Genomic DNA, 12,728 nt, shown 5'->3' on the forward strand with positions numbered 1-12,728 from the left:
ATCTCTTAAGGCTCTAATTCGAGTTAAGAAATGACCATCGATATATTCACAATCATCAATAAATTCGTATTTTTTTGCAGGATTTTGTTTATTAACAAGCACAGTTTCATTTGAAATAGAAGAGATAACGGGGGAGGTGTTTGAATTTGTCATTTTAAATTCTTTCTAATCATAAAAGGTTTCTATTGACCCCCTAATGGGCGTCGGGCGCTAGAAACACGGTGATTAGTCCGCTGTATGCTTTCCCCTTGAAAGGGTATTGTATGGCATAACCACACCCGACAAAATTCTCATATACTAACAAAAGCATAAAAGAAAGTCAGTATTTTAAAGGCATGGGAGAGGCTGTTTCGTAACCTATCCGCTAATCACTAAGTGTTTCTATCACTTGATTATTTATATAACAAAATACGTATTTATTGTCAAACAATATTTTATCTTTTTTGATATTTTTTCTTATTTTTTAAATACGTTGTGTATTGATAATATCTTATGCTTATTAATTGTTTCTTTTATATTTATGTGCTTTTAAAGCTATATTACGGGCTTTGTGAAACGATTGCGTATTTTCTGAATCTATACATTTATAATATTTTAGAAACGCTCTCATTATGCGTATTTTAAACTTTATAACCTATCAATTTTGTCACTAAATGAATTTTAAATTTTTTGTGAATTTTGTTTATAAGGGGCTTTAATTTAAACGACCTTAATAGCACCGCGCTCTTATAACAAATGCTTTCATTTGCATTTTTGCTTTCTCTATAGCTGTTATGTTCTTTATAGCCATGGCATCATTTTTCATGTTCATAAGAGAAATGATAAATAGGATAATTGCGATTTATTGTCTGTTATGAAAACACTTATGAAAACATCTCAATAGAAACTGATCATTATAGAGATGAGCAAAATTCCTTTTAATAAACTTTTGTCAGTCTTGTCAGTTCTTTTTAGAACCTATATCATTTTTTTTAAATGAGAGAAAATTAAAATCATTATATTTCAATAAGTTAAGTTTTTTGATTTTTTCAAAATACAACTTATTAAAACAGCCATAACAAATAAATACAACTGTAAATATATATTTGTCAGTTTATGTCAGTACATTGAATCGACAAAAGTGATCATTTAGTGAATGATTAAAACATGTCTTATGAGAGTATGTGATCTTTTAAAGCCTTTCAAAAGAAAGGGATTATAATCATAATAAATGCTATCAAGACCATTATGGTTATGAGTTTTGGAGGTGCTTTTTACGNCATTATGGTTATGAGTTTTGGAGGTGCTTTTTACGCCCCCCTTTACATATTTTTCAATAAAAAATAAAAGTCATTATATTTCAATATGTTATTTTTTATCAATTTTTCAAAAAACAACCTATATCAATAGTACAACCTATAAATTCAACTAATGCTCTATGTTTTGTAAGGTTTTTGGGGGGGTAGAAACATTCAAAACCTATAAGTAATATAAGAAAATGAATATACATAACCCTCTTTAAATAAAGCTTCTGATAACAATAAAGCACTCATTTTAGATTACGGTTTAATCTTTTAAAGGCAATGTAAAAGAAGCGTATTCACTTTAAGATGGGATTTCTTAAAAGTCTTAAAGCAATTCAAAGTAGAGTATTTAAAAGTGTAAGTTTCTTCTTTTTAGAATAATGCATATAAACACTCCTTTTAAAGATTGTATCTAATCAACTTAACAAGAGAGGTATAGATTATGGTTATAAGATTCTATACCCCTTTGTGAGTTTAGCAAGCCAAGTCTATTCAGTTTCTCTAATTTCTAATTTTGGTAAGTTCTTAACGATTTTCATTGTCTCTAAACTTATGGTAATAACTCTAGAGGGTAGGCAGGGTTGCCAATGGTTTCAACAGCATAACGATTGGCATCATTAACAATGCCACTCTTTTTATCAGTCTTAACACATTGACGCCCCATAACCCATTCAAGAGCGGGTTTACCATTAACGATATACTCACAAGCGTCAAGAGGGATATCTGTTATTGTGATATTGTTATTATAAATAACAGTGGTTTTATCTTTCTCTTTACCTGCTTTTGCGAATTTCATTTCAGTCACGTAATAGAATTTTTCTGGATTAGAGATCTCTGTAACTTTTGGATTACCTTTTTTAAAGGTTACGGGATAAGGTTTTACAGTTTCATAATTCACGTGCAAATGATCCAGTTCACGCCCTGTTACAACAGAGCTCCGTTTTCGTATAAGGGGTTTAAGTCTCTTCAAAAGAATTAAAACGAAGCTTATTAAATCCATTTTGAACGAATTGAGAAAAAATGCAGAAAAATGCTAAAAAAGCCGATAATTTTTTTAAAAGTTTTTTAAATGCTGTTTATACGCAGCCCATGAGAGAGATCAGATCAGCAAAATAGTGAAATTTGCTGTTTATTTTATGGAAAAAGACAAATGAAGCATGTGCTTTTAAAATATCTAATGATTATTTTGATAGATTTTATGAGTCACTAAAATAATCTAATTTGTTAGTTCAATTTACAGACACAAACTGACAAATATATATTATTGATTGTATTTAAGGTTGTATTGTCGATATAGGTTGTATCGTTAAAATGCTAACATATTGAAATATAATGTTTTTAATTTTCTCTCATTTTAAAAAAATAATATAGGTTCTAAAAAGAACTGACAAGACTGACAAAACTCTTCTGATAAGGTCACTCAGATCATTTGCTTTTGGAAAAAAGTTCCTTGATGAGAATGCCATAAAAAGAGTTTTGCGTGGTTGTCTTAAGACTTCAAAAGAGATTTTTTTATTGTTTTATGCTGTTGTTTTTAACCAAAGGATGCCATTCATACCGTCTATCAGGACGCCGACCTAATTCATTCCCCTCTATAGGAAATTCACGAATATAGTTACAACGACATAAAAGCTCTAAAGCTTGCTTAACGGTTTGATTGTCTTTTAAAGATCTCCAACACCGTCTATAGATATCTCTTGCCGTAAAAACATTGGGTAAAAGATCACAGCGCTCTACAATTAATTTTGCACGCTCTGCTGTTAATGTATCATTCGCCGCATAAAGACGTTTTGCATGACTTATCAGATATTCTTCCCAATATAAGGCTCTCTCAAGGGCATCTCTATTGATTTCAAAACGCCCCCCTTCACTCAATTCAAAAATCAATGCAAGGGTTGGTATGGTTTTATTCATTTTCAAAAGATGCGCTTGTAAACTTGATGAGAAATGACCTCCTTTGATTGTTCTTTGAAAATTTTCCCACCATACACGAAACATTTCTTGAGCTTCAGCAGAAAAGCGTATGGTAATAGGGTGTTTTGGTGATCCTAATGGTTTATCATAAAGAGAACGAAAAATTCCTTGATAACTTTCCCATGCCTTTTGATTGGGAGGTCTATCAACCCATAACCGCTCTTTTCGTTCATCGGGCCACACCAGCATTTGAAATCGTTGCAATAAGCCGTCATTATTTGTTCCATGGTGCATTGCTTGAATAATGGGAATAATCCGTGAAGGTTGAATGCCCCCAATAATGGAAATGGTTGCATTGGGAATAAAAATGGTTCCACGTCCTATACGGTCATAGGTGTATGATTTTTTGCCATTAAAAGCTGTTAGATAGAAAGAACGGTCTGATTGATATTCCTTCCGTTCCAAATCGGATAAAAAACCAGATAATTCATCACGAACCAACAAGAGACCACGGGGGTTTTCTTTTAACAATTCCCCAAGCTTTTCGACGGTCACATCGTTGACAATAAGACGTCGTTTATTAAGCGTGTCATCTTCCTCACTTTCTTTATGTTCAAGAGATTGAGAAAGAAGAGCAAGGGCTTGTTCCTCGTCTTGATCTTTGAGTGCTTTGTAGGCTTGTTTTTTCTTTTCTCTTTTGTCTAATTCAATAAGAATATCTTTTGTTTCTTGCTGTTTTTTCTTCTTTAACCATTCTTGATGCCATTCCTCTTGAAAAACATCGAGAGGTGCTAAAGCAGCTTCCATGGTATCTGTTTTCATAGTTGAAGGTTCCCCCACAATGGCACCCCAGAGATTAGGAACAATTTTCCAATTGGCATGTTGTTTTGGAGAAACCCGCACGCCATTTCCAATGACAGCAGACAATCCACATAAAGCAGAAACAGCAACAAAATCGATAGAAGATTGTTGAATATCAGCAACGTCATAAACATAGTTTATTAATGGTGTTGGAAGCAGGAATATTTTAAAAGGCTCGACGGGTAAGAGAGCCGTAGCAATCGGTTGTAATTGCCCCCAACCATTTTGTTGCAAGGCTTGTTCATAAGAAATGGCTTTTAAACAAGTATTTTCGTTTAAAGAGACATTATCGTTATCATTGATGGGAGTATTTTCATTATTGTTTTGTAAATTACTATCTTTCATAGTTTCCCTCTTTTAAGAAAGTAATACGTTATTAAAATCAGTTCCTTTTGGAGCTTGCATCATAAAGACCTCAAAGCCATGGCTATAGGCACGCGCAGCGAGGTTAAAACCTGCTTTACGACCCGCATCATCGCCGTCCATTGCAATGGTGAGACGCCCTTTTGTATGGGGTAAATTCACACGCATCATGCCACTGGTTGAAAGAGAAGCCCATAAATCAACGGGCTCTGATAACAACCCAGACAAAAGAGCCAGACCGGTTTCAATGCCCTCACAAATGACCAGATGTTTGGGATTGCCTTGACTTAAATGCACAGCACCACCTGTTACAGATCCCAACATGGCTTTTGCTGGTTTTTGGTCTGTTTTGCAGCCATTGGCTTGTAAAAAGGTTCTATGAATGGCAAAGGAACCAGCACCCTTAACAAGAGCCACTAACGCGGGCAGTGTACCCCCAGAGGGGTGTGGACATTTGTCGTAAAAGCGTAAATCAGTAGGCAAATCACATGTAATACCCCGCATACGTAAATAGGTTTCTGCTAAAGTATTTTTGATTGGTTGGCTTTGTTGCCAAATTGTTTTTGCTCTCTCTGCTTTCTGTTTTACTCGTTTGAGATCAGCACAAAACTGTTTTGAGAAAGAGAGCGTCTGATCATAAGCTTGTTTTCCAAGCAAGCCAATTCTAATGAGCGCTTGTATGATCTCTCTAAAAGAGCAACCAGCATAACAATAGAGTAAAAGACGCCCATCATGTCCATTGGCAAGGGATAAGCTAGGCAGCCTATCATCATGAGCAGGGCAACGGGCTGTTCCATAACGCCCATGCCAAGTACCACGCAAGGCACGTGTGATACCTTGCGCATTCTTAAAAGAACACATCATTTTAAATCCTATAACGTTGCGTCACAGGACGGATTGTGCTATCTCTAGGGTGATGAGTTTGAGAAAGCCTTGTCCGTCCTTACGCGACAAGGTTTTTTTATGCCGCGTCACTTTGACGTTGCTGTTTTGCTTGCTCGATGACATTGATAAGATCCGATTGTAACCAACGGGACAAAAAACCAAATTTTAAAGGTTTTGGGAGAGAGCCATTGGTTACATGACGGCGGAATGTTGAGACACTCATATGAAGCAATTTTGCACTTTCACGGTCTGTCAAAAGAATATCATTTTCTGTCATACTAAAATCCTTTCTATCAAAAAATGGTAACAAATCATAACTATTTATTAACCACATTTTGGTTCATTTAGAAAGATGTTTTATTCATAGAAAACAATATTTTATCATACAATTTCTGATGTGATAATTTATGAGTCTTATTGAGAAAGAATGAGAGACAAGAGAGAGAAAGTTATCCACAGATCATGGGGTTATTCACCCCATATCTTAAGATTGACCCGTGACATAAGCCGCCCATTTATCCATATAAACGCGGCGCTGTTCTAAATAGTCAGTCCGACGATAGGCACGCTCTACTTTACCGCCGACCGTATGAGCTAAAATAGTTTCAGCGACCTCATAGGGGGCATCGGTTGTCTCAGCGAGCCAATTGCGTAAACTAGAGCGAAAACCATGGGGGCAGGCATCAATCTTATTCTCTCTCATATACTTTGCCATACAACTATCAGCAAGGGGACCGCGACCGGTAGCAGAAAAAAAGAAATCATTGCGAGAGAACAAGCGCGCTTGTTTTAAGATTTCTAATGCCTCTGATGATAAGGGCACACGAAATTCTGTTGTAGCATCACGCAAACCTTTCATATTTTCAGCAGGGATAGTCCAGATATCTCCATCAACTTGATCTTTATGAATATGACACAAAGGATTGGTACGAACCCCTGTCAGAATAAGCAAACGCAAAGCCAGTTGTGTTAAGGTTGATGCTTCGCAAAGTGTTTTATAAAAGGTAGGGACATCTCTCCAATCCATAGCTGGTAAATTTTGTGTTTTATGACGTTGTTTACCTAAGAGCGCGCGTGCTTTTTCTGTTGCTTGTAAATCAACATTCAAACCCAAGGCAGCCGCATGTTTGAGACAAAGATTAAGACGGGTAAGAGCTCTATTAGCTGTTCCAGCTTTTGAATGCCAAATAGGGGCAAGAACATTGCGTATCTCTGTTTGTGTAATCTCAGAAACAGGCAGACAGCCTAATTTAGGGAGAATATGTAGGCGTAAAGGTGCAAACCAATTCCCATCTTTACCATCCCCTTTTAACTCAGATTTCCGACTTTCAAAAGTATCTAAAGCAATATCTTTTAAGTAATGAAGATTGCTTATTGCCTCACGCTTTTGTTTTTCACGTTCTTTAATAGGGTCACGACCCTCATGCAAAACAGAACGCCATTGATTTGCTAATTCACGGGCTTTTTTTAAAGAAACATTTTGCAACGCACCCAAGCCCATTTCACGGCGCCGACCATGAATGGTATAGCGATAAATCCATTGAGCACCTCCATCTTTACGCTTATGAAGTAACAAGCCGGCACCATCATTATATTTGCCAGCTCCCAATGTTGCGACAGCCCTTGCATTAAGACGGTTCATAAGAGCCATTTTTAGTCCTTTCTTATACAGTTTTTATCCATACACTCATCCCACTTGTTATGTGCAAATGAGTGGTTTTGATTGATTCAAGATAAACAGATTTGAAACGAGAGAATCCTACGTTATTCGGGACTCTCATTCAACATACAAAACAGTGAATTATCATTATAAATCAATACCTTGTCCAAGTAGAAACAACAAAGGACAGATTAATCTCTATATTGTTGGGGTTGATGCAGCAAAAGATATTATCACGGCACGGTTTAAAAAATCCGGTCCTGAAGCATCGGGTGCTGGTGCAACACACTTTCACAAAAACCTTGATCGGGAATATTTTGACCAACTGACCGCTGAAAGAAAAGTCATCAAATATTTTAAAGGCTTCAAGCGTATTGAATGGCAAAAAAGTGAAAAGGCAAGAAACGAAGCCTTGGACTGTAGGGTCTATGCTTATGCTGCTTTACAAGGTCTGATTTCGGCAGGAATAAACCTTAATCGAGAAGTCGATATCTTAGAAGAGCGTCTGGAAAAACTTAAAATTGAAGGCTCTTTAGAGCAGCCAACATCAGAACATGTGCCCTCTCCTGCTCCAAGAAGATCTCAGACAGCACAACCTCAAAGGAAACAATCCAGAACGGTGATGAATCCTTATATGCAAGGGGATTGGAGGTAATTTATGGATACAGACTTGAACCAAGTAAACAGCAAAACTGACAGACTGGAAAGTTTAAAAAAGCGGCGTGAACAAATTGAAGAAGCTCTTTATTCGGGAGCACAATCGGTGCGCCATGGCGATAAGCAAGTCAGCAACCGTTCTGTTGAGGAACTGCGCAGAGCGCTTGAGATGCTGAACACACAAATAGCCAACCTTGAAGGACGCAAGCGTTCACGCGTTTTCTATTTTAATATATCACGAGGCTATTAATGGCTGGTTTTTTCAATAAACTCACGGGCTTTTTTACAATTTCTCGTCAACACAATCCCCATTTTGAAGCGGCAAGCAAAAGCCGCCGTATGGGTGGTTTTGACCCCGCAAAAAAACATATCAATAAAGCGATTGAAGAATGCGGTGATACCATTGTTGCCCGTTCAAGATGGCTTTATGACAATGAAGCTCTTTATGGTTCTGCAACGGAGGAATGGGTCTCTGCGGCTGTAAGTGATGGGATTAAACCTTATCCTCGTATTGAAGGCTTTCAAGAAGAAAAGAAAAAGCTTTTAGACTTATGGTGGCAATGGGTTGATGAAGCAGATTATGATGAAGATACCAGCTTTTATGGGCTGCAAGCAACCATTGCACGAGAGGTCTTTTTAACCGGAGAGTGCTTTGTAAGATTGCATTATGTTGATCTCTACGGACGCTCTAGTGTACCGCTTCAATTACAAGTTTATCCCACGGAAATGTTGGACCTTTCCTACAATGGACCGGCTGAGATTGAAGGCAATTACATTCGTATGGGAATTGAATTTAATGCCAGTGGCAAGCGCGTTGCTTATCATTTCTGGGAACATCACCCCTATGATGATGTCCCTGCAAATATGGCATTTGAGAGCCAAGAGCGCGTGCGTGTCCCCGCTGAAATGATCCTGCACATCAAAGAGCGCCGTATCGCAGGACAATTGCGCGGTTCTCCCAAAATAACGCGCTGTATGACAAAGATCTTTCAACTCGAATCCTATGACGACGCAGAACTCGATAGAAAAAGGACGGCGGCTCTTTTCGCGGCGTTTGTCAAGGACAATTCACCAAACGTCGAAAAATTATCCGATAATCGTGATAAAAACAACGTTGAAGAAGAATACAAAGCACCTGTCATTGCGCCCGGTGCATCTCTTTATTTAGGAGAGAATAAAGAAGTTACATTCTCAAATCCTGTTGAGGTTGGTGGCTCTTATGAGGCTTTTCAATTTCGCAATATCTTGAAAATTTGTGCAGCACTTAATATGCCTTATGCCGTTGTGACTGGAGACGTTACGCGGGGGAATTTTTCAAATGTACGCACCTCCATCATTCAGTTTAGACGGCACGTCAAACAATGGCGTGAACATATTATTGCCTTTCAGTTTAACCGCATTGTTTGGGAGCGTTTTGTTGAAATGGCAGTGCTTGCTGGATGCGTCAATTTGCCAGGGTGGGAAGAAAATTCCTTGCCATGGCTTCAATGTGAAAGCTTTGCACCCCCGCTTGAAATAATTGATCCAAACAAGGATATCTCAGCGGAAAAAGAAGAAATTCGTGCAGGCTTGAAAACACGACGCATGGCACTTGCCGAGCGCGGCTTTGATATCGACAGCATTCATGCCGAACTTGAAGAAGAGCACACAGACGCTCGTGCGCGCGGCTTATCTTTTGACACGGATATGGCAGCGCCTTCTGGTGAAAATCAAGCGATTGATACAGCAGATTCAGAACCTTCTGAGACTTATGAAAGTAACCAAGGCAGTGAGGCACATAAAAATGGTGAATAATCTTGATATGCCGTTCTTGGCATCACGGCTTTTTGGGGTTCCACATATGCTTGCCTCGACAAAACTTGATGTCATTTTGAATGCTCTTGCACCGCGTCTTTTTGAGGGAGAAAAGTTTCCCATTGGGGCATTTGGACAAGGGGATACGGAAGCTTTAAGACCCCCTGAAACTTATGTAGTACAAAACAATGTTGCCATAATACCGGTTCATGGCACGCTTGTGCGCCGTGGTGCATGGCTTGGGGCTTTATCGGGGCTAACCTCTTATGAAGGTTTAAGCGCTTCTTTTCGTGAAGCCATTGCACAACCTGATGTTCGTGCTGTCTTACTTGATATTGACAGCGGCGGTGGAGAAGCCGGTGGTGTCTTTGATTTGGTTGAAGAGTTTCAAACACTCTCAAAACAATACGACAAGCCCATTTGGGCACATGCCAATGAGTTTGCTTGTTCAGCGGCTTATGCCATTGCTTGTTCTGCTTCTCAAATATGGGTTGCTCGCACGGGTGTTGTAGGCTCGATTGGGGTTGTTTGTGCTCATCTTGACCAGTCCCGTGCAGATGAAAAACACGGGCATAAATGGACCTTTGTCTTTGAAGGTGATCACAAAACCCATGGCAACCCTCACGAACCCTTGAGCGATACAGCACAGATAAAAATGCAAGCCGATTGCGCCCTGCTCTACGAGATGTTTGTCGATTTGGTGGCGCAAAACAGACGCTTAAATGCTGCTGCAATTCGTGACACAAAAGCAGAAACTTTTATAGGCACCCAAGCGATCACGCTTGGATTAGCAGATGCGCAAGGCACCCTTGCGCAAGCTTTGGAAGCCTTAACGGATTCCATATCACAAAACCCAACATCAACAGAAAAAGAAGGACAAAACACATGGCACGCACACAATACCGCGCTGAAGAAGATGATGACGAAAAGATCGTCGACATCATCAATGACGAGGAAGAGGACGAAGGCGATAGCGACATCGACAAAAACGCCGAAGACTTCGACGATGAAGAAGAAAACGAAGATGAGGATGAAGACAACGAAGACAAGCAGGAAAACATAAAAGCTGCTCTTGAAAAAGAAAGAAAGCGCGCAAAAGCACTAACAACCCTTGAAAGGCAAGCAAAGCACTTAGGCGTTTCTTTTGACGCAGCAAAAGCTATTCAAAAAGGTATGAGTATCGAGAAAGCACGCCAGTGTGTGTTGACGGCTGCTAGCTCTCAAAGCGCGTCTTTAAAAGTCTCGCCTTATACCCCTCATAGTGATGGGACGAGCAAGGCAAAGATTCATACAAAATGGGAAGCAGCTTGGAGGGCAGTGAAATGACGAATATTATTTATGACGACGTACGCAATGGCGCTTATCTTGGACCCTACGACCCCGATATGTCAAACGAAGAAGTGGTGTTTGCATCAGGAGCATTCATTGAAGCGGGAACTGTCATGGGAAAGATAACCACAACGGAATACTATGTCCCCCTTAATCCAGCAGCAACAGATGGCAGTCAAACACCGGCAGGGATTTCTTTTGCTACTGTTGACGCAACAGGCGCCGATCAACGCGCTGTGATTACAGCACGCTTATGCACTGTAAAAGCTTCTGAACTGCTATGGCCAGATGCCATCACGGATGAGAAAAAGAAAGCAGCCATTCAGTCTTTAGAAGACCATAACAACATTCTATTGCGATAGGAGAATGCACACATGGATATGAATTTTTTTAAACATGATGCTTTCTCAAGCATCACAATGATGAAAGCCATCGAAAACTATGAGTTTCAACCTGGTCTTGTAAGTTCTCTTAATCTCTTTGAAGAAGTTGAAACCAGTACCACAGTGGTTGGGATTGAACGGCGTGATAATACATTTTCGCTTATTCAAACCAGTGAACGTGGCGCACCTTTGACAGAAGGTGATAGAGAGGGTCGTAATCTTCGGTTTTTCAAAACAACACGGATTGCCAAAAGTGATACGGTGAAATCAGAAGAAATCCAAAACCGTCGTGAATTTGGCGCAGAAGATCAGTTAGAGACAGCAATGAAATATATTGCCAGAAAACAAAAGAAACTGATTTCTGAAATCGAATTGACATGGGAAAATATGCAGCTTGGCGCTGTTCAAGGTGTTGTCCTTGATGCTGATGGTTCCGTAATTGTCGATTGGTACAAAGAATGGGAAATCACACCACCAAAGCCCATTGACTTTAAACTGAATACAGAGACAACCAATGTTGCTGACAATGTTGATCAAGTCATTATGAGGATGATTGAGGCTTCAAAGGGAGCGTTTTCTGATCGTTCACGCATTATTGGGCTTTGTGGAAATGAATTCTTTTCCAAGTTGAAAAACCATAAAACAATTCGTGAGACCTATTTAAACACAGCCTTAGCACAGACACTCAATAGCGCCGGAGGTGTTGCAACACCAAGCGCTCTTGGATCGGGGAGCTTTGGCAGTTTTGACTTTGCTGGTGTCACTTTCATTAATTACCGGAGTATCCACAACTATAATGTGAGTGCGAAGGCTGGAACAAAGCGCGCCATAGGCATTAAGCCTGATGAATGCCAATTCTTTCCTGTTGATGCGCCTGGTGTCTTCCAAAAAACCTTTGCTCCTGGTGAAAGCTTGGATTTTGCCAACACGGTTGGAAGACCTCTCTACACCATGCTTATCGTCGACCACGACCGTAATGCATGGGTAAAACCGGAGGTCTATAGCTATCCGCTTTACATCTGTACACGCCCTGAAATGCTGTTTAAAGCAGTGATTGGAGCGAAATAACATGCGATGGCACGGGCTGCTAAACCAAATGGTTAAAGATGTGCGCAACACTTTTAGGCAGCCCATCATCTACACGCGAAAAGACAACCAGCAATCTTTTCGTATCACAGCGATTTACGGCATTAAGCATTCAGAATCGGACGCCGGTGGCAGAATCCCCACCACAATTCCAAGAAAGGAACTTGATCTTTGTATCAATGATATCGGGGGTTTACCACCAAAACCTCAAGATAGTATTGTGGTCCTCTCTCCTAAAAACAGCAAAGCGCCCTCTTCTCAAGAGCACTTCGTGATCACAGATGTCCAAGCCTCTGAATCCGGTATGTATAAGCTTATCTTGCGAGAGATAAAACAATGAAACATCCACGCGAAACGATAAGAGAAACATTTGTTACGTTGATCAAAGCAGCAAAGACGGCAGCTGGTGACAATGTTTTCAATATGCGTGATTTCAACTTTTCCGTTGAGAACACGCCTGCAATTAATATCTCAACACAAAGTGAAACGATTGAAGATGGCTATGATTATGGA

The 12,728-nt window shown here is 39.6% G+C and carries 11 protein-coding genes and 2 pseudogenes; 8 read left to right on the top strand and 5 right to left on the bottom strand.

Going from position 1 to position 12,728, the window contains the following annotated elements; all coding sequences use genetic code 11:
* Nucleotides 1-1,771: 1,771 nt before the first annotated feature.
* From ACFILD_RS04410 to ACFILD_RS04430, 5 genes and pseudogenes are all read right to left on the bottom strand, one after another.
* Nucleotides 1,772-2,214 (bottom strand): annotated as a pseudogene (locus ACFILD_RS04410) (type ISP restriction/modification enzyme); the annotation flags it as partial.
* Between the two features lie 581 nt (nucleotides 2,215-2,795).
* The gene (locus tag ACFILD_RS04415; protein ID WP_375664814.1) at nucleotides 2,796-4,403 is read right to left on the bottom strand and encodes a YfjI family protein; all 1,608 of its coding nucleotides are present in this window, start codon (nucleotides 4,401-4,403) and stop codon (nucleotides 2,796-2,798) included.
* Between the two features lie 12 nt (nucleotides 4,404-4,415).
* Complete coding sequence (locus ACFILD_RS04420) at nucleotides 4,416-5,285, bottom strand: toprim domain-containing protein (protein ID WP_375664815.1); 870 nt, start codon at nucleotides 5,283-5,285, stop codon at nucleotides 4,416-4,418.
* A gap of 97 nt (nucleotides 5,286-5,382) precedes the next feature.
* Nucleotides 5,383-5,583: an AlpA family transcriptional regulator gene (locus ACFILD_RS04425; RefSeq protein ID WP_011180791.1), complete on the bottom strand. Its 201-nt coding sequence runs from the start codon at nucleotides 5,581-5,583 to the stop codon at nucleotides 5,383-5,385.
* 207 nt (nucleotides 5,584-5,790) lie between these two features.
* Entirely contained in the window at nucleotides 5,791-6,957 is a 1,167-nt protein-coding gene (locus ACFILD_RS04430; RefSeq protein ID WP_375664817.1) for a tyrosine-type recombinase/integrase, read from the bottom strand.
* Nucleotides 6,958-7,132: 175 nt separating this feature from the next.
* On the opposite strand from ACFILD_RS04430, the pseudogene ACFILD_RS04435 reads away from it, so the two are divergent.
* From ACFILD_RS04435 to ACFILD_RS04470, 8 genes and pseudogenes are all read left to right on the top strand, one after another.
* Nucleotides 7,133-7,621: pseudogene (locus tag ACFILD_RS04435) on the top strand (terminase gpA endonuclease subunit); the annotation flags it as partial.
* Between the two features lie 3 nt (nucleotides 7,622-7,624).
* On the top strand, nucleotides 7,625-7,873 hold the full coding sequence (locus ACFILD_RS04440) for a phage head-tail joining protein (protein ID WP_273724442.1): 249 nt from the start codon (nucleotides 7,625-7,627) through the stop codon (nucleotides 7,871-7,873).
* Nucleotides 7,873-9,417: a phage portal protein gene (locus ACFILD_RS04445; protein WP_375664819.1), complete on the top strand. Its 1,545-nt coding sequence runs from the start codon at nucleotides 7,873-7,875 to the stop codon at nucleotides 9,415-9,417. The genes ACFILD_RS04440 and ACFILD_RS04445 overlap by 1 nt, the downstream gene beginning before the upstream one ends.
* Nucleotides 9,407-10,480 (top strand): S49 family peptidase, encoded by a 1,074-nt coding sequence (locus ACFILD_RS04450; protein ID WP_375664820.1) that lies wholly within the window; start codon nucleotides 9,407-9,409, stop codon nucleotides 10,478-10,480. Before ACFILD_RS04445 ends, ACFILD_RS04450 begins: the two co-directional genes overlap by 11 nt.
* 110 nt (nucleotides 10,481-10,590) lie before the next feature.
* Nucleotides 10,591-10,743 carry a hypothetical protein gene (locus tag ACFILD_RS04455; protein ID WP_273790320.1) on the top strand — a complete coding sequence of 51 codons (153 nt, stop codon included), beginning with the start codon at nucleotides 10,591-10,593 and terminating at the stop codon, nucleotides 10,741-10,743.
* Complete coding sequence (locus ACFILD_RS04460; protein ID WP_375664821.1) at nucleotides 10,740-11,108, top strand: head decoration protein; 369 nt, start codon at nucleotides 10,740-10,742, stop codon at nucleotides 11,106-11,108. Before ACFILD_RS04455 ends, ACFILD_RS04460 begins: the two co-directional genes overlap by 4 nt.
* Nucleotides 11,109-11,120: 12 nt before the next feature.
* Entirely contained in the window at nucleotides 11,121-12,197 is a 1,077-nt protein-coding gene (locus tag ACFILD_RS04465; protein ID WP_375657520.1) for a major capsid protein, read from the top strand.
* A gap of 1 nt (nucleotide 12,198) precedes the next feature.
* On the top strand, nucleotides 12,199-12,555 hold the full coding sequence (locus ACFILD_RS04470; RefSeq protein WP_375664822.1) for a hypothetical protein: 357 nt from the start codon (nucleotides 12,199-12,201) through the stop codon (nucleotides 12,553-12,555).
* Nucleotides 12,556-12,728: the final 173 nt, after the last annotated feature.

The sequence above is a fragment of the Bartonella sp. CL162QHHD genome (genome assembly GCF_042195435.1).
Lineage (GTDB): Bacteria > Pseudomonadota > Alphaproteobacteria > Rhizobiales > Rhizobiaceae > Bartonella.